Genomic DNA, 17,382 nt, shown 5'->3' with positions numbered 1-17,382 from the left:
TTTTTACCGCCGATAATAGGGATTCAATGTATGAATAATAATCAGGTTAGACATTATGCTAAAAATTACCTTTTTAGATAAAGGCGCGTTGCCTGAAACTATTTTCCTGAAAAAGAATAATTTCAGGCGGCCGCAGTGCCGCCATGAATGGGTTGAATATAGCTACACGTCTCCAGAGCAGGTTATTGAGCGGGCGAAGAACAGCCACATTATTATTACCAATAAGACCCTGTTGACGCGAGAAACGCTATCGGCATTACCTGAACTGAAGCTGATTGCAGTCACGGCCACAGGGACAAACAATATTGACACCGCGGCGGCGGCCGAGCTGGGGATTGCGGTGAAGAATGTGCCTAACTACTCAAATCAGGCGGTTTCCGAACATGTGATCGCCATGATTTTCGCGCTTAAGCACAGCCTGATGGGATGGCATCGCGATCAACTCGGCGATCGGTGGGCCAGCCAGACGCAGTTTTCCTACTTTGACTATCCGGTCAGGGATATTGCCGGCTCTACGCTGGGGATTATCGGCGCGGGGACAATCGGCCGCGAAGTGGCGCGGCTGGCGACGGCGCTGGGAATGAAAGTCGTTTTTTCCGAGCGCAAAGGAAGTGTGCCGTGCCGACCAGGGTATCTGCCGTTTGAGCAGATCTTACCGTCGGCGGATATTATTTCGCTGAATTGTCCGTTGACGAATGAAACCCGCTGTCTACTGAATTCGGAAACGCTGGCGTTGTGTAAACCGACGGCGTTTATCGTCAACACCGCCAGAGGCGGCCTGATTGATGAAGACGCATTGCTCGCGGCGTTAAAGCGACACAGCATTGGGGGCGCGGCACTGGACTGTTTGACGCAGGAGCCGCCGGCTAAAAACAATCCGCTGATGCTGGCGGCGAAAACATTACCTAATCTGTTGATTACGCCTCATATAGCCTGGACATCTGCATCGGCGCTGCAAACGCTAATGGAAAAAACGATTGAAAATATTGATGAGTTTGTTCAGCAACGCGGATTTTAATAGATCGATGTGACGATAAATAAGCCCGATTAATTAGTGGTACATATTATTATTTAAAGCCTAATGATCTCGCCACCGTTATTTTGTGCTCTCTTTTTTCATGGAAAGTGATATTTACCTGTATCTGTTATGACATTGAATAACGGGTAATGGAAACACGCATTTCTGTGATTTTGAGAAAATAACACCATTGAGGTTATTTTTTCAGGTGGGCAACAACCGGAAGCGGGAAAGGTATCCAAATATAATTTATAAGAGCAGATTCCGGTGACTCACCGCCCTTGCAGCGGTGAGTGAACAGCATGAATCAACGTTTCTGAATGTAGGTTATCGCCAGTGCCAGCGCTAATACCAACCCCTTGATGATATCCATGGCATAGTAGGGCACCGAAAGCATAACCAGCCCGTTCTGCAGTACCCCGAGAATAACGGCGCCCACCAGCGTTCCCAGCGCATTCGGCTTGCCTGACCCTGCCAGTGAAAAGCCGATATAGGCCGCCGCGACCGCATCCATCAGATAGCCGCCACCCGCATTGACCTGCGAGGAGCCAATGCGTGAAGCCAGCAGAATGCCGCCCAGCGCCGCCAGCAACGATGAAAAAACATAGGCCTGAACACGATAGCGGGCCGTGCGGATCCCCGCCAACCGCGCGGCTTCCGGGTTACCGCCGATGGCATACATCCTGCGGCCATGCTTGGTCAGTGACAAATACAACTGCACCACCAGCGTGACGACGAGCATGACCACGACAATCACCGGCACCTGTCCCAGCGTGGCAAAGAATTCAGGAATCACGCCCTCCGCCATTTCGCCGCTCGGCAATACCATATTCTGGGTAATGGAACCGCCGTAGCTATAAGTCATCGCCACGCCCTGAATCACAAACAGACTGGCAAGCGTCGCCAGCATGTCAGGGATCTTCAGCATGACGATCAGAAACGCATTAAACAGCCCGACCAGCATACACAGCAGCAGCGTCAGGACAATGGCGCCGGTGGAGCTAAATCCGTGCCAGACGAACAGGGAAATGACCAGCGCATTCGCCAGCGAAGCGGTTGAGCCGACTGACAGGTCAAACCCGCCGACCGACAGCGAAATGGACACGCCAATGGCAATGACCGTCACAATGGCAATCGAGCGCAAAATGTTAATGATATTATAGGGATCGAGAAAATTATCCGATGCCAGCCCGAACAGGGCGATCAAGGCTACAACGGTAATCAGCATGCCCCATTTGTACAGAAATTCAAACAAGCGGTGGCGAAAGGGGATCACCCCGTTGGGTGAAAGTTGGTGACTCACGCGGGAGTTCCTCCGGTTGAATACAATAAGAGCGTTTCTTCATCAATTTCGGATGCATCCAGTTCTGCGACAATACGGCCGTCCCACAGCACGCAGATCCGGTCGCACAGGCCGACCAGTTCGGAGAATTCGCCGGAGGCGTAAATAATGCCTTTGCCCTGCCGCGCCAAACTGTCGATCAAGGTAAACAAATCCTGTTTCGCTTTGATATCCACCCCCTTGGTGGGTTCATCAAAAATCAGCAACTGCGCCTCGCTGCGTAACCATTTGCCAATGGCGACTTTTTGCTGGTTGCCGCCAGACAAGCGGGCGAGCTTTTGCATCGGACCGGTGGTACGAATGGCCAGTTGTTGAATGATATGTCTGGCCCAGCGGAGCGCCCGGCGGTGGCGGAATATGCCCCAATGGGAAAAGCTGTCGCCGGCGCTGACGCTGAGATTCATCGTGACCGTCTCATCAATAAAGATCCCTTCTTTGCGTCGCTCTTCCGGCACCAGCGCAATGCCTTGTTCCACCGACTGATGGGGGGAGTGCGGTTTCCAGGCCGCTCCGCGATACTCGCCGCTGGCGATGTGACTGGCTGCGGCGCCGAACAAGGCTTTGCACAGTTCCGTTTTACCCGCGCCGGCTAGCCCGGCAATGCCCAGAATTTCACCTTTGCGCAGCGTCAGAGAGATATCGCGCAGCAGGGTTTCATCGTGCAGCTCGCTAACCTGAAGCAGCACCTCTGGTGACGGCGCCGAACGGCGGGGCGGGAAAATATCATCCAGACGATGGCCAAGCATCCGCTCAACGATCTGCTCGCCGCTTAAACCTTGCATGGGGCCGCTGCTGACAAATTCGCCGTCGCGCAGTACGGTCAACGTATCGCAGATTTCACTCAGTTCATGGATGCGATGAGAGATAAATACAATGCCGATCCCATCCGCCTGCAAGCGGCGAACTACCTGAAACAGCCGCTGGCTTTCCGCCTGATCGAGCGGGGCGGTCGGTTCGTCCAGAATTAAAAAACGGCACTCGTGAGACAGCGCTCTGGCGAGCAGAATTTGCTGTTTTTCGGCGAGAGAGCAACGGTCCAGACGCTGGCGCGCATTCAGACGCACGCCGAGCTGATCGAGCAGCGCCTGCGCCCGTTGGTACAACTGGGACCAGTTGAGCATGTGGCCGGTCTGCGCCAGCGTATCCAGCATGATATTTTCAGCGACGGACAACGTGGGAACCAGCGCCACATCTACCTCCTGCTGCACCAGATGAATGCCGTGGCGTTTGGCGACGCGCGGCGAGTGAATATCCACCCGCGCACCGTCGATCATGATCTCGCCACGGTAATGGCTGTAGGCGCCGGACAAAATGGTCATCAGCGTCGACTTACCCGCGCCGTTTGCGCCGGTTAACGCATGAATGGAGCCCCCTTCCAGCGTAAAATTAACCTGCTTTAACGCGTTAAAGCCGGAGAATGAGATGGAGATGCCCCGCATTTCCAATCGGGATGGTTGGGTGGTAGAGATCATGGGTCGGTAACGCTCTTGGCGGTAAATATCGTCAGAAAACGGATGTGAAAGGTATCACATAACCGGCAGAATTTAATACAGATTCAGCTCAGGTAAAGCCCCGGGTTATGAATGAAAAAGCATAAGTTAAGTAAAAAAATTCTTAAATCGCGGGAGGTAAGTGAATAAGATGGAAATATCAATAGGCTAGGTCAGCAGATTTGTCTTTTACGTCCATTATCTGCAAAACGTTTTGCCAGAAATGGCGCCCGAGGAACATCAAACGTATGAACACAACGGCAATCCGCGTACAGGTCGGTCCGGCTAATTATTTTTCTTTCCCTGGGGCAATTGAGAAGTTGCTGACATTTTATCCTGCCGAGGTGTTGAACAACGCCTTGTGGATCTACGGCGCGCGCGCGCTTGCGGCGGCGCGGCCTTACCTGCCCGCGGAATTTGATGCCCTCTCAGCCCGGCGTGCGCTGTTCACCGCGCACTGTAGCGAAGGTGAAGTTGCACGGCTGGCGAACCAGGCGGGAGAAAACTGTCAGGTAGTGATTGGTGTCGGCGGCGGAGCTGTGCTGGATACGGCGAAAGTGACGGCCCGTCAGTTGGGCGTCCCGCTGGTGGCTATTCCGACGATAGCGGCAACCTGCGCCGCGTGGACGCCCCTGTCTGTCTGGTATGACGATGACGGGCAGGCGCTGGGTTTTGAAATTTTCACCGATGCCAATCATCTGGTGTTGGTCGAGCCGCGCGTCCTTCTGGCCGCGCCGCCCGAATATCTGCTGGCAGGCATTGGCGATACGCTGGCGAAGTGGTATGAAGCCCAGGTGCTGAGCCCGCAGCCGGACACGTTATCGTTAACGGTACGTCTAGGTCTGCAAACCGCGTTGGATATCCGCGACGTGTTATTGAAGCAGGGCGCCCCGGCAATGGCGGCTGTCACCCGCGGCGAACTGACGCAGGATTTTCTCGACGTTGTGGATGCGATCATTGCCGGCGGCGGTATGGTTGGTGGACTGGGCGAGCGTTATACCCGGGTGGCGGCCGCCCATGCGGTACACAATGGACTGACGGTATTGGCGCAGACTGAACCGTTCCTGCATGGAACAAAAGTCGCTTACGGTATTCTGGTTCAAACTGCCTTGCTGGGCGATGACGCAACGCTGCATCAGTTACGCCACGCGTTCAACGTACTGGGATTGCCGACGTCACTGGCGGCGCTGGCGGTGGATATCAATGATCGCGCCGCGATCCAGGCGATGATTGAACGCACCCTGAAACCTGGCGAGTCGATTCACTATTTGCCTTTGGCGCTGAATGAGCGCGTCATGCTGGACGCTTTGCAAAAGGTGGAGGCATTGGCGGGCTGATACGGGACAATAACGGGCGGATTCTCCGCCCGCAGATGACTACTGTATCTTTTCATAGTCAAACGAGTTTCTGATGTAGCGTGAGTAGTATTGGTATTTGGCCGAGCTTGCCATTAATTCCTCATAGATCATCTGCGCCACGCCGAAATACTGATATATGCTGCCATTGAGTAATTCGACTTCCAACATACTCTTTTCCGCATCGTATCCGATAGCAAACAGCTCTGATGATGCAACGCGTTTTCTTTTCAAAATAAACCACCCCTAACGTTCAATATCCAATTCCAGATGGTGAAACAGTCTCGCTTTTATTATTGCTGCTGGCACGAAATTGCTTATCAAAATAGAATGTATAACACGTTATTCATTCAACGGGAAAAACGTGATACTTATCGGCAGCGGCTATCGAGTCGTAGGTAAATTCGGCGTTGCCGTGATGAGTCCCCCGCTGTTAATCCCGGCGATAGGTGCGTTAATACGCGGTCAAATGTTCTGCTCGTTTGATGTATTGGCCGAAGCGAGTCTTGAGCGAAACTGGCCCGCGTCTTCGCCATAGTTATCGATTAAATATCCGATAATGTTCCTGGATTCGGCGATGGTCAGTTCGCCATCGGACATCACTGGCGCTTTTCCCGCGGATGAATTTCTTTCAGGGTGTCGTGGGCGGCAAAAGTTTTCGGGTCGCGTGAATCTCTAATCACCTCATATTCAACGCTCAACGCTTCCAATAGCCATAACACTCAGGTCGAACGGAATTTTTCCAAATGATGTACGCGTGTCATGCGTCAGCCCTTGAATTCGGCAGAGAAAGACGCTGGAACCGTTCAACACCGGCTCCAGCGTTTTCCCATATCGCCTGCGACGGCCTGAAAGATGGCGGGCAGGGATAGCCCGCTATAAATATTGTGCGTGAAAGCGCAGATGATCCTCAATAAAGCTGGCAATGAAAAAATAGCTATGGTCGTAGCCAGACTGCGTACGTAACGTCAGCGGCCATCCGTGCTGACGGGCCAGTTCCGCCAGTTTCGCCGGCTGCAACTGGTCTGGTAAAAACTGGTCGCAGTCGCCCTGATCCACCAGTATGGGCAGCTTGTGCCGGGTGTTGGCCAGCAAATGACAGCTATCGTATTGCAACCACTGCGCTTCGTCATTGCCCAGATAGTTCTCGAACGCCTTACGTCCCCAGGGAACCTGCGATGGATTGACGATCGGCGCAAAGGCGGAGGCGGAGAGATATTGCCCCGGATTGCGCAATGCCAGCATCAGCGCGCCGTGTCCGCCCATGGAGTGCCCACTGATTGACTGACGGTCATTTACATTAAAGTGTTGCTGAATGAGGGCCGGCAATTCCTCACGGATATAGTCATACATACGATAGTGCGCGGCCCAGGGCTGCCGGGTGGCGTTAACGTAGAATCCGGCGCCTTGTCCCAGATCGTATCCCGTGTCATTGGCAACGTCTTCGCCCCGTGGGCTGGTGTCCGGTATGACCAGAACCAGTCCCAGTTCGGCTGCGGTGCGCTGAGCGCCAGCTTTGGTGGTGAAGTTCTCGTCGTTACAGGTGAGTCCGGACAACCAATAAAGCACGGGCGGCGGCGTATCGTCAGGCGTTGGCGGCAGGTAGATGCTGAATGTCATGTTGCAGTTAAGCGTATCGGACACATGGCGGTAGCGCTGTTGCCAGCCGCCAAACATGCGGTGTTCTTCCAGAAGTTCCGGTGACGGGATCATCATCTGTGCTGCCTCCTTTATAGGGGTAATTCCCTTGGGTGATAATGGTGTTAGCTGAAATGGATGACCGAGCGGATCGATTTCCCTTCATGCATCAAATCGAACGCGGTATTGATTTCATCCAGACTCATGGTGTGGGTGATGAAATCATTCAACTGGAATTCACCGTCCATATAGCGCTGGACAATGCCCGGCAACTGGCTGCGGCCTTTAACGCCGCCGAAGGCGGAACCTCGCCATACGCGGCCGGTGACCAGTTGGAATGGACGTGTGGAAATTTCTTCTCCGGCCCCGGCAACCCCGATGATCACGGACTCGCCCCAGCCCTTGTGACAGCATTCCAGCGCCGAACGCATGACGTTCACGTTGCCGATACATTCAAATGAGAAGTCAACGCCGCCGTCGGTCAGTTCGACGATCACTTCCTGAACGGGCTGGTTATAATCTTTTGGGTTGATCAGATCGGTGGCGCCCAGTTTGCGCGCCAACTCGAATTTGCTGGTATTAATGTCAATCCCGATGATGCGGCCGGCGCCCGCCATTTGCGCACCGATAATGGCTGACAACCCAATACCGCCGAGGCCAAAAATCGCCACCGTGTCGCCTTTTTTCACTTTGGCCGTATTGATTACCGCGCCCATGCCGGTGGTAACGCCACAGCCTAGCAGACAGACCTCTTTCAACGGCGCGTCTTTGCTGATTTTAGCCAGCGAGATTTCCGGTACCACCGTGTGCTCTGCAAATGTCGAGGTGCCCATATAGTGGAAAATCGGCTGACCGTTTTTAGAGAAACGCGTGGTGCCGTCCGGCATGAGCCCTTTGCCTTGTGTGACGCGGATGGCCTGACACAGGTTGGTTTTTCCTGAACGGCAGAATTTACATTCGCCACATTCAGGGGTGTACAGCGGAATAACATGATCGCCGACGGCCACGCTGGTAACGCCTTCGCCGATGGCTTCAACGATGCCGCCGCCTTCATGACCCAGAATGGCTGGGAAAACGCCCTCGGGATCTTTACCGGAAAGGGTATAGGCATCAGTGTGACAAACGCCGGTAGCAACAATGCGCACCAGGACTTCGCCTTTCTGGGGGGGCATTAAATCGACTTCTTCAATCGATAATGGCTGGTTCGGACCCCAGGCGACAGCGGCGCGGGTTTTGATCATTTGCATGGTGTAACTCCTCTAGCGGCAGTATGTTGCGCGAACATTTACAGTTGGTTGTGGATTGGTCTCAGTAAGCATGATGTCAGATTGAAGATTGTTCAATAAGGAGCGTTTTAAGCGCCTCGACATTGGGACCGAAAGCATCGCGCCGCCATATCAGCCAGGTGGCGGTTTCTGCGATTTCCGTGGGTAGCGTATGCACTTGTACGCAAGCATGGGCCGGTAACAATTCAAGTACGGAAGCGGGAATAAGCGCCAATCCCGCTCCGCTGGCGACGCAGGCAAGCAAGGCATGGTATGACGGAACCTCCGTGATGTTACCGTGCGCGATGCCTTCCTGTGTGAACCACTTCTCCAGCCGGGCACGGTAGGCGCAGCGCGGCGGGAAAGCGAACAACGTCTCGTCCCTGGCATCCCGCGCACGGTGAATCGGTGAATGATGGGTATCCGAGATCAGCACCAGATGTTCGGGATATGATTGGCAGCCGTTCAGCTCATCGTAGAAAAGCGGGCCGTCCACAAATGCCGCGGCCAGCGTTCCAGCCCGAACCCTATCGACAATCTCCCCGGATGTTCCCGTTGTAAGTGAAAGCACCACGCCGGGATAGCGCTGATGATAGGCCGCGAGCACCCCCGGCAGCCGGGTCGCGGCCATACTTTCCATTGATCCTAGCGCGAAGTTGCCGGCAGGTTCGCCGTTGCGGGTCATGTTGATGGCTTCTTCACTGAGAACCAGAATACGTTGCGCGTAGCAGAGAAAATTGTGTCCGATAGGGGACAGCCGTAAGCGCTGCTTTTCACGGATAAAGAGATCGGCCCCCAGTTCCTGCTCAAGCTGACGAAGACGCGTGGTCAAATTTGAGGGCACGCGATGAAGCTGTTCCGCCGCACGAACGACTGAACCCGTTTCGGCAACCAGACAAAACATGCGTAGCTGGGTGAGATTCATGGCTTTCTCTTTTCGTAATTAACTTTGTTCTAATTATTCACTATTCGTGAGTTTATCGAGAAGTCACATTGTTCGCAACTTTAATGCAACACGCGGGGGGATGGCATGGGTTGAGCCGTTTGGGGCGTCAATAATTGCCATTAATACTTTCTTTTACCTATTGGTAAAAACAATTCTACTTTAAAGCTAATTTAAGTTTTAATATTTAACACTGAGACAATTAAATTCAAAAATTGATAACTATAATGACCTCTCCTACTATTACCATTGACGGTGATTAGAAGACCTGTTTTATCTGAAAGATGAGACGGCGAAGTTATTGCAAGGTAAAAACACTGGCCCACTAGCCTAATGATGATAGCGGTAATGATTAATATCCAGCTATTGATTCAATAGATATTTCTACAAAAAAACAGCGCTGTCATTCTTATCGGCAGCGTGCATTCCTTTACCTGATAAAATATGACAATTTTTTCCGACAAAGTCATGTCGAATAAGTCAGCAGGCATGGAGATAGGTAGTTAAAAAGAAATAGACAAAATAATTAGTTGAGTAGAGAATAAATGGGTGTCATCGGTCAATAGCTTTGGGCTATCATTTTCTTTATTTTTGGTTATATTGACGATAATATTGGGAAGAATATCAGCCCGTATGACCGGTAAGAGCGATGGATGACTGAGCATGTTTGTCGATCACATCAGTTAAGCCTGTCTTTTGCCGCAAACGCAAAGTGGGAGAACTTAAGCGGGTGATGATATTTATTCGCCATGCAATTACACACGATCAGTCGGTTTTCAATTAAAAAATGTGCATCCGCATTTAAAAAGCACAGATGAAAATCACTTAATAATTTATAGGAGTCTTCTGTGAATTTTTTAAAAAACATCACCATCAGGGCCATGCTTTTAATCATACTGGGAATATTCATCCTTTTATGGGGAGGGGTATCCCTTTATATGTCATCGTCACTCAGTGAAATGACAAAATTATTGGAAGCCGGGGAGTTACAGAAAAAGAATGCTGACACGATAGCCGACGGTAACGATCAATATTTTCGTGCTATCAGCCGATTAGTTCGGGCAATGGATTATAACCAGAGTGGCGACGCGGTTGAAGTTGAGAAATGGCTTACCTCAGCGGAAGAGGGGATTAAAAACACCTCGGATAAGCTGGCGGAATTTAAAACCGCCGATCATGGCGACGTCGACAAAACCACCACCGAAAACATGGAAAAAGCCTGGGCACAGGTGATTGATAACGGGTTGAAGCCCTTGTTCGCCGCGGTTCGCGATAATCGTCCTGATGAGTTCCGGCGTCTATTCAGAGATGTTTATCCTGCTCAGAGTATCGCGTTCGGCAACAGCATGGATAAATATCAAACCACCGCGATCGCTTTTTCCGGCACGTCATTATCTAAGGTGTATGAATTAGTCAGTTGGAATAAAAACATCCTGATGATTGCAGCGCTCATTGGGCTGCTGATTCTGTTCCTGACCGATCGCTATCTGGTAAATTATCTGGTTAAGCCGTTAAACATGATCAAAGGTCATTTCAGGGTTATGGCCGAGGGTCAACTGGGGCATCCGCTGGAAACGTTCGGCCGTAACTGTGCCGGCCAGTTGATTCCTTATCTGAAAGATATGCAAAACAGTCTGATTAATACAGTCGCAGCGATACGCGATAGCGCTGGCGCCATTTATCAGGGCGCGAGCGAAATCAAAAGCGGCAACAACGATTTGTCTGTTCGAACCGAGCAACAGGCGGCTGCACTGGAACAAACGGCGGCCAGCATGGAGCAATTAGCCGCAACGGTGAAACAGAACGCGGAAAACGTGCACCAGGCCAGCAAACTTGCCCAGGATGCGTCGATTGCGGCGAAGAGAGGAGGGAACGTCGCGAGTGAAGTGGTGGAAACAATGGCGAATATTACCACCAGTTCGAAGAAGATCGCCGATATTACCAGCGTCATTAACGGGATCGCCTTCCAAACCAATATTCTGGCGTTGAACGCGGCGGTTGAAGCGGCGAGAGCCGGTGAGCAAGGTCGGGGTTTTGCGGTAGTCGCCGGGGAAGTGCGTAATCTGGCGCAGCGCAGCGCACAGGCGGCCAAAGAGATCGAAGGGTTGATTGCCGAGTCGGTTGTGCGCGTCAATACGGGGTCGCAACAGGTCGCGCAGACGGGTGAAGCGATGGAGTCCATCATTGTCGCCATTACGCGCGTGAACGATCTGATGGGAGAAATCGCCTCGGCGTCGGATGAACAGAGCGGTGGTATCAGCCAGATTGGTCAGGCCGTGACGGAGATGGACGGGGTAACGCAGCAGAATGCTTCTCTGGTGCAGGAATCCGCCGCCGCCGCTGCTTCGCTGGAGGATCAGGCCCGTCAATTGACTGAAGCGGTTTCTGTCTTTCAGCTTGCCGCCGGTGAGAAACGTCGACGTAGTGAAAGTCAACAGTTAGGCAAGCCGGTGTCGCCGCTGCTGGGCGCGGGGACGGTAAACAGTGGCAAGTCAGGTAGAAATGATCACGCTGGCTGGGAAAAATTCTGATTAACAGCGGGTGGCCGTTATCCATTGGGCAGGATGGCGGCCTGTCCCCTTTAAAAGCGAGAGGCACCAGGCGAGGGCTTGGTGCCTCTATTTTTCTTCGCGGACCGAGGCATTGGGCGAATCTATAACGGATGATAACCTGAATCTATTTCAACAATCATGATGCACAATCACTGGATAATCGTTTCTCACTCAACTACAGTGTGCACGGCGTTTTGGCCGGACCAACGCCATCATAAGCAACACCAGCTGGAGAATAAGAATGTCATCATTGAGTAAAGAAGCCGTCTTGGTGCATGAAGCGCTGATGGCGCGTGGTCTTGAAACGCCGCTGCGCGGACAACTGTTGGATCGGGAAACGCGTAAACAGCGGATCACCGAACATATGACGGAAATCATGAATCTGTTAAGCCTCGATCTGGAGGACGACAGTCTGGCAGAGACACCGCATCGCATCGCTAAAATGTATGTCGATGAAATATTCTCCGGTTTGGATTATGCCAATTTCCCGAAAATCACCATCATTGAAAACAAGATGAAGGTGGATGAAATGGTCACCGTGCGTGATATCACGCTGACCAGCACCTGCGAACACCACTTCGTGATGATTGATGGCAAGGCGACCGTCGCTTACATTCCAAAAGACGGCGTGATTGGCTTATCCAAAATCAACCGTATCGTGCAGTTTTTCTCCCAGCGGCCGCAGGTTCAGGAGCGTCTGACGCAGCAGATCTTGATTGCGCTGCAAACCTTGCTGGGCACCAGCAATGTGGCCGTTTCCATCGATGCCGTTCACTATTGCGTCAAGGCCCGTGGCGTCCGTGATGCGACCAGCGCCACCACCACGACCTCGCTGGGCGGGTTATTCAAATCCAGTCAGAATACCCGTCAGGAGTTCCTGCGCGCGGTGCGTCACCATAGTTAATCTCGCCTTCTCTGAATAGACGTTGGGAGCAGAACGCCCAGCGTTTATTTCATGTTACTGTCTCGCGATGTTGATGCTTTCTTTACACGTCAGCAAGGGGTACGGATTATTTTGCTATGCTGAAACCTGTCGGCCAGGCAGAAAATGCGTAGGATTTCCAGTAATCTGTTAATACAATCGGCATTCCGATGATTTAATTACAGCTCAAGCGCTATGCCTTCTCAACCCATGCCGCCATCACGTATTGCCGCACTGGATTTCGCCAGAGGGATCGCCCTACTCGGCATTTTGTTACTCAACATCACGGCGTTCGGGCTGCCAAAAGCCGCTTACCTTAACCCGGCCTATCAGGGATTGCCTTCCCTGAGCGATGCCCTGACATGGGCGGCAATGGATCTCCTGGTGCAGGCGAAATTTTTGACCCTGTTCTCTATCCTGTTTGGCGCGGGCTTACAACTGTTGTTACCGCGCGGGAAGCGTTGGGCTCATGCGCGCCTTTTCTGGCTGATGCTGATCGGGTTGGCGCACGCTATTTTTTTATGGGACGGCGATATTCTGCTCGATTACGGCCTGATCGGACTGGTGTGTTACGGCATGATTCGCCATGCCGATGACAGCCGCGCTTTACTGCGCACCGGCGCTGTCATGTATCTGGTCGGCATCGGCGTCCTGTTTGTGCTAAGTCAGTTGCTTAGTCCGCAACCGGGACGTTTCTGGCTGCCCGGCGAGGCGGATATTGCGTATGAAATTGCCTGGCAAACCTCGGGCGGGCCGGAAGCCTGGCGTAATCGGGTCGATTTGCTGACGCAGAGCCTCTTGTCATTAGGCGTACAATACGGCTGGCTGTTAGCCGGCGCAATGTTGCTGGGGGCCGGCCTGATGCGCAGCGGTTGGCTGCGAGGGGAATTCAGCCACAGCCACTACCGCAAAGTTGCCCTGTGCTTTATCCCGCTGGGGATAGCGATAAACAGTCTTGGCGTCATTGCACAGTGGCTGGTGCAGTGGGAATATCAGTGGAGTGGGTTGCTGTTGCAGATCCCGCGTGAACTGAGTGCGCCGTTACAGGCGGTCGGCTATCTTGCATTGTGTTATGGCTTTTGGCCGACGCTCTGCCAGTGGCGTATCGTGTATTGGATCAGCGATATCGGCCGCATGGCGCTGACCAATTATTTGCTGCAAACCTTACTGTGCATCCTGCTGTTTAACCATTTAGGCTTCTTCATGCGTTTCGACCGTTTGCAACTGCTGGCTATCGTGCCGGGCATTTGGGCGGTGAACCTGATTTTTTCCCACTACTGGTTACGCTATTTTCGGCAGGGGCCGTTTGAGTGGCTGTGGCGTACACTGACGGCAGGCGTTGCCCGAACATCTGATTAAGGCGCCTTATTCTCTGCTGCCGCAAGCGGTTTTTCAGGCGTCTTACCGATACCGGTTTGCACTGACGGCGGATTTATCACTTGTTCAGCGGGAACAGCGGGGTAATCCGGCGTGTCAACCGGGACTTTATGTTCGGCGGGAATTGGAATGTGCGGCCCCAGAAAACGGGGCTCCCGTTTCAGAATATACAGATCGGTCAACGCGCCGAGTCTGGCGCCAAATTCCCGCAGACGCACCGTCATCATATTTTTGGGCGAAGGTACGGCATAGCACTGCGCCTGAATCCCCAGATGCAACGCGATAAATAATGCCCGCTCACAGTGAAAACGCTGGGTAATAATCGTGAACTCATTGGTATTAAAGACTTTCCGCGTTCTGACGATGGAATCCAGCGTCCTGAACCCGGCATAGTCCAGCACGATATCCTCAGGAGGAACGCCTGCGGAGATCAAATCGCGGCGCATGGTCATGGGTTCATTATAACTTTGCAGCGCATTATCGCCGCTCAGCAACAGATAGCTGATCTTGCCGCTGTTATAGGCATTCAATGCACCCTGAATACGGAAAAGGTAATACTGATTTATGACGCCGGTCCGGTAATACTTCGCGGTTCCCAATACCACGCCGACCTGTCGGATTGGCAGCGCTTGCAGCTCATCATAAACAAAAGGCGCGGTTTTCCAACTGATCCAGCGATCAAGAGCCACAGCCGACAGCACCAGCACGCCAATGGTGAGTAACAGGCCGATGATCAGGCGTTTCCACATGCTTATGTCTCAGGAAGGCTATAGGGGTGGTTATGCTTTCAAGGCTACTTTACCTGAAAGGGGGACGCAAGGCGCAGGCGGTATCGGTGGGGGTTATTGACTGATTTTTCAGCGGTAGCGCATAAAAATGACGGATGAAATATGCCGGTCGTTTGCACGGGCAAGCAACCGGCTAAGCGTGGCGACATCGGTTAAATCCGGCTGCCCCACAAATCGTATTCGTCGGCGTGTTCGATTTTGACTTTCACGATGTCGCCCACATTGACGCTGGTTTCGCCATTCAGGTAGACCGCGCCATCGATTTCCGGGGCGTCGGCCATGCTGCGTCCGATGGCGCCTTCTTCATCAATTTCGTCGATCAGCACCAGCAGCTCGCGGCCAATTTTGTCTTGCAGACGCTGAGCGGAAATGCGCTGTTGCAACTGCATAAAGCGGTGGTAACGCGCCTCTTTGATCGCTTCCGGCACCTGATCCGGTAACTGATTCGCCGCCGCGCCTTCCACCGGGCTGTACTTGAAGCAGCCAACGCGATCCAGTTTGGCTTCTTGCAGGAAATCCAACAACGTCTGGAAGTCTTCTTCCGTTTCGCCGGGGAAACCGACAATGAAGGTGGAGCGCAGCGTCAGCTCCGGGCAAATCTCCCGCCAGTGCTTGATGCGCTCCAGCGTTCTTTCCACTGCGCCAGGGCGTTTCATCAGTTTCAGAATGCGCGGGCTGGCGTGTTGCAGCGGAATATCCAGATACGGCAGGATTTTGCCCGCGGCCATTAGCGGAATCACGTCATCTACGTGCGGGTAAGGGTAAACATAGTGCAGACGGATCCACACACCCAGCGATGACAGTTGCTCGCACAGGCTCACCATAGTGGTTTTCACCGGTTGCCCGTTCCAGAAACCGGTACGTTGCTTCACATCCGCGCCGTAGGCGGAGGTATCCTGTGAGATGACCAACAGCTCTTTCACGCCGGCATCCACCAGACGTTTCGCTTCATCCAGCACGGAACCGATCGGACGGCTATCCAGATCGCCACGCATGGACGGGATAATACAGAAGGTGCAGCGATGGTTGCAGCCTTCGGAAATCTTCAGATACGCGTAATGACGCGGCGTCAGCTTCACGCCCTGTGCGGGGATCAGGCTGGTAAACGGGTTATGTTCGGGTTTGGGCACGTATTGATGTACGTGCGACAGCACCTGTTCGTAACTGTGGGGGCCGGTAATCTCCAGCACTTTCGGGTGAACTTCGCGGATTTGATTCTCTTTGGCGCCCAGACAGCCAGTGACGATCACCTTGCCGTTTTCATTCAACGCTTCACCGATGGCTTCCAATGATTCCTGCACCGCACTATCAATAAAACCACACGTATTGACGATCACCAGTTCGGCATCATTGTAACGTGGAACCACCTGATAACCTTCAGTACGCAATTCGGTCAGGATTCTCTCGGAATCCACCAGGTTCTTCGGACAACCGAGTGATACGAATCCAATCTTTGGCATTTTTGAACAGTCCAGTCTTATGACGATAAAAATAGTGGGGGATTATACCTGTGACTAAACTGTACAGCTACACTCGATGGTCTTCAGAATGGCATCCGCTACGCACCAGAGAACTCGCTTAACCTTGCTCGAATTTCACGGCCCCGAATCGTTATCATAGTTAACCTCACTTCAGGCGGGAAGAAGATGTATTCTGCCACTGACCCTATCTCTCGGTCAGCGCGTGACCGGTGAGGGCGAAATAATGATATGCCTTTTTAATCTTTATGATTTAATTTGTCATTCTTGATAATGAGGCAAATTGCCTCTAGATGGGAAAGTGACACAATGAAACTCACACATTCAGTTAGAGCGGTTCTGGGTATCGCGCTGTTGGCGGCCGGGATTCAACTGGCTTGCGCCAGCAGCGATCCGAAAACCATCGTCTTTGGCGTCGCGCCGGGGCCGTACGGCGATATGGTCAATCAGGCGATTAAACCTGAACTGACAAAGAAAGGTTATAAAGTGGTGGTGCGCGAATTCAGTGACTATGTGCAGCCCAATCTGGCGTTGGCTAATGGCAGTATCGACGCCAATCTGTTTCAGCATACGCTGTATCTGGAGAAATTCGCCGCCGATAAAGGTCTGAAAATCTCCCCTCTGATCACCGTGCCGACGGCCAGTATGGGACTGTATTCCAACAAGATTAAATCGCTGGATGAACTGAAAAAAGGTGACGTTATTACCTTGTCCAACGACGCGACCAATCTGGCTCGCGGCCTGCGTTTTCTCCAGTCGCTGGGGCTGATCACGATTAAAGCCGATATCGATGCGACCAAAGCGTCAGAAAAAGACATTGTTGCAAACCCGCGTGGACTGGTGTTCAAACCGCTGGAAGCCGCACAGTTGCCGCGTACGCTGGATAGTGTCACCGCATCGCTGGTTAACGGTAATTTCGCGTTTGCCGCCGGATTGAAGCTCTCTTCCGCGATGAAGCTGGAAACGCTGGACGAAAATCTGAAAAACGTTATCGCGGTACGTACCGACGATCTGGACAAGCCATTTGTGCGGGATACCAAAGCGGCCGTTGAATCACCGGCGTATGCCGCGGTGATCGATCAGCCAGGTTCGATGTTCAGCCAGTTCCAGAAACCGGAGTGGATGAAAGCGAACACGCAGGCCGCCGCCAGGTAGTTTTGTAGCACACTTTGGCGGGGTTGGTGACGAAAGACATCGGGCTGGTCTGTGACCGG

15 protein-coding genes are annotated in these 17,382 nt (G+C 52.7%); 6 read left to right on the top strand and 9 right to left on the bottom strand.

What is annotated here, in order from left to right:
• The first annotated feature begins 55 nt into the window (after positions 1 to 55).
• Complete coding sequence (locus EH207_RS10465) at positions 56 to 1,018, top strand: 2-hydroxyacid dehydrogenase (RefSeq protein WP_137713953.1); 963 nt, start codon at positions 56 to 58, stop codon at positions 1,016 to 1,018.
• Between the two features lie 307 nt (positions 1,019 to 1,325).
• On the opposite strand, the gene EH207_RS10460 is transcribed toward EH207_RS10465, so the two are convergent.
• Together EH207_RS10460 and EH207_RS10455 are read right to left on the bottom strand one after the other, a co-directional pair.
• Positions 1,326 to 2,246, bottom strand: a complete 921-nt coding sequence (locus EH207_RS10460; RefSeq protein ID WP_246048970.1) for an ABC transporter permease — start codon at positions 2,244 to 2,246, stop codon at positions 1,326 to 1,328.
• Between the two features lie 71 nt (positions 2,247 to 2,317).
• A complete protein-coding gene (locus EH207_RS10455; RefSeq protein WP_137713951.1) occupies positions 2,318 to 3,832 on the bottom strand; it encodes a sugar ABC transporter ATP-binding protein in 1,515 nt (504 codons plus the stop codon).
• Positions 3,833 to 4,098: 266 nt separating this feature from the next.
• Here EH207_RS10455 and EH207_RS10450 point away from each other — a divergent pair, with 266 nt between their 5' ends.
• A complete protein-coding gene (locus EH207_RS10450; RefSeq protein ID WP_137713950.1) occupies positions 4,099 to 5,187 on the top strand; it encodes an oxidoreductase in 1,089 nt (362 codons plus the stop codon).
• Between the two features lie 39 nt (positions 5,188 to 5,226).
• Here the strand turns inward: EH207_RS10450 and EH207_RS10445 are convergent, their stop codons facing one another.
• From EH207_RS10445 to ptrR, 5 genes are all read right to left on the bottom strand, one after another.
• Entirely contained in the window at positions 5,227 to 5,439 is a 213-nt protein-coding gene (locus EH207_RS10445; protein ID WP_137713949.1) for a KTSC domain-containing protein, read from the bottom strand.
• 231 nt (positions 5,440 to 5,670) lie between these two features.
• On the bottom strand, positions 5,671 to 5,805 hold the full coding sequence (locus tag EH207_RS18365) for a hypothetical protein (protein WP_246048870.1): 135 nt from the start codon (positions 5,803 to 5,805) through the stop codon (positions 5,671 to 5,673).
• A 276-nt stretch (positions 5,806 to 6,081) separates the two neighbouring features.
• Positions 6,082 to 6,918, bottom strand: coding sequence for an S-formylglutathione hydrolase (gene fghA, locus EH207_RS10435; protein WP_137715323.1), 837 nt, complete (start codon positions 6,916 to 6,918; stop codon positions 6,082 to 6,084).
• Between the two features lie 50 nt (positions 6,919 to 6,968).
• Entirely contained in the window at positions 6,969 to 8,090 is a 1,122-nt protein-coding gene (locus EH207_RS10430) for an S-(hydroxymethyl)glutathione dehydrogenase/class III alcohol dehydrogenase (protein ID WP_137713948.1), read from the bottom strand.
• A gap of 76 nt (positions 8,091 to 8,166) precedes the next feature.
• Positions 8,167 to 9,033, bottom strand: coding sequence for a putrescine utilization regulator PtrR (gene ptrR, locus EH207_RS10425; protein WP_137713947.1), 867 nt, complete (start codon positions 9,031 to 9,033; stop codon positions 8,167 to 8,169).
• An 866-nt stretch (positions 9,034 to 9,899) separates the two neighbouring features.
• Between ptrR and EH207_RS10420 the strand changes: the two genes are divergently transcribed.
• The 3 genes from EH207_RS10420 (at position 9,900) to yeiB (ending at position 13,884) form a co-directional block, all read left to right on the top strand.
• Positions 9,900 to 11,582, top strand: a complete 1,683-nt coding sequence (locus EH207_RS10420) for a methyl-accepting chemotaxis protein (protein ID WP_137713946.1) — start codon at positions 9,900 to 9,902, stop codon at positions 11,580 to 11,582.
• A 262-nt stretch (positions 11,583 to 11,844) separates the two neighbouring features.
• Positions 11,845 to 12,507, top strand: a complete 663-nt coding sequence (folE, locus tag EH207_RS10415; protein WP_137713945.1) for a GTP cyclohydrolase I FolE — start codon at positions 11,845 to 11,847, stop codon at positions 12,505 to 12,507.
• Positions 12,508 to 12,720: 213 nt separating this feature from the next.
• Complete coding sequence (gene yeiB, locus EH207_RS10410) at positions 12,721 to 13,884, top strand: DUF418 domain-containing protein YeiB (RefSeq protein WP_137713944.1); 1,164 nt, start codon at positions 12,721 to 12,723, stop codon at positions 13,882 to 13,884.
• Here yeiB and sanA read toward each other — a convergent pair.
• Together sanA and rimO are read right to left on the bottom strand one after the other, a co-directional pair.
• Positions 13,881 to 14,651: an outer membrane permeability protein SanA gene (gene sanA, locus EH207_RS10405; RefSeq protein WP_137713943.1), complete on the bottom strand. Its 771-nt coding sequence runs from the start codon at positions 14,649 to 14,651 to the stop codon at positions 13,881 to 13,883. The genes yeiB and sanA overlap by 4 nt on opposite strands.
• A 191-nt stretch (positions 14,652 to 14,842) precedes the next feature.
• Positions 14,843 to 16,150: a 30S ribosomal protein S12 methylthiotransferase RimO gene (rimO, locus tag EH207_RS10400; protein WP_137713942.1), complete on the bottom strand. Its 1,308-nt coding sequence runs from the start codon at positions 16,148 to 16,150 to the stop codon at positions 14,843 to 14,845.
• A gap of 327 nt (positions 16,151 to 16,477) precedes the next feature.
• Between rimO and EH207_RS10395 the strand changes: the two genes are divergently transcribed.
• The gene (locus tag EH207_RS10395; RefSeq protein ID WP_137713941.1) at positions 16,478 to 17,323 is read left to right on the top strand and encodes a MetQ/NlpA family ABC transporter substrate-binding protein; all 846 of its coding nucleotides are present in this window, start codon (positions 16,478 to 16,480) and stop codon (positions 17,321 to 17,323) included.
• Positions 17,324 to 17,382: the final 59 nt, after the last annotated feature.

It is taken from the genome of Brenneria rubrifaciens (genome assembly GCF_005484945.1).
Lineage (GTDB): Bacteria > Pseudomonadota > Gammaproteobacteria > Enterobacterales > Enterobacteriaceae > Brenneria > Brenneria rubrifaciens.
The sequence above is the reverse complement of the archived record's forward strand: the minus strand, read 5'-3'. Positions and strand labels throughout refer to the sequence as shown.

Coding starts and splice junctions, on each gene's coding strand:
- ptrR (WP_137713947.1), bottom strand. CDS start 9,033: ATGAATCTCACCCAGCTACGCATGTTTTGTCTGGTTGCCGAAACGGGT.
- rimO (WP_137713942.1), bottom strand. CDS start 16,150: ATGCCAAAGATTGGATTCGTATCACTCGGTTGTCCGAAGAACCTGGTG.
- EH207_RS18365 (WP_246048870.1), bottom strand. CDS start 5,805: ATGTCCGATGGCGAACTGACCATCGCCGAATCCAGGAACATTATCGGA.
- EH207_RS10450 (WP_137713950.1), top strand. CDS start 4,099: ATGAACACAACGGCAATCCGCGTACAGGTCGGTCCGGCTAATTATTTT.
- EH207_RS10430 (WP_137713948.1), bottom strand. CDS start 8,090: ATGCAAATGATCAAAACCCGCGCCGCTGTCGCCTGGGGTCCGAACCAG.
- EH207_RS10395 (WP_137713941.1), top strand. CDS start 16,478: ATGAAACTCACACATTCAGTTAGAGCGGTTCTGGGTATCGCGCTGTTG.
- folE (WP_137713945.1), top strand. CDS start 11,845: ATGTCATCATTGAGTAAAGAAGCCGTCTTGGTGCATGAAGCGCTGATG.
- sanA (WP_137713943.1), bottom strand. CDS start 14,651: ATGTGGAAACGCCTGATCATCGGCCTGTTACTCACCATTGGCGTGCTG.
- EH207_RS10455 (WP_137713951.1), bottom strand. CDS start 3,832: ATGATCTCTACCACCCAACCATCCCGATTGGAAATGCGGGGCATCTCC.
- yeiB (WP_137713944.1), top strand. CDS start 12,721: ATGCCTTCTCAACCCATGCCGCCATCACGTATTGCCGCACTGGATTTC.
- EH207_RS10460 (WP_246048970.1), bottom strand. CDS start 2,246: ATGCTGATTACCGTTGTAGCCTTGATCGCCCTGTTCGGGCTGGCATCG.
- fghA (WP_137715323.1), bottom strand. CDS start 6,918: ATGATCCCGTCACCGGAACTTCTGGAAGAACACCGCATGTTTGGCGGC.
- EH207_RS10465 (WP_137713953.1), top strand. CDS start 56: ATGCTAAAAATTACCTTTTTAGATAAAGGCGCGTTGCCTGAAACTATT.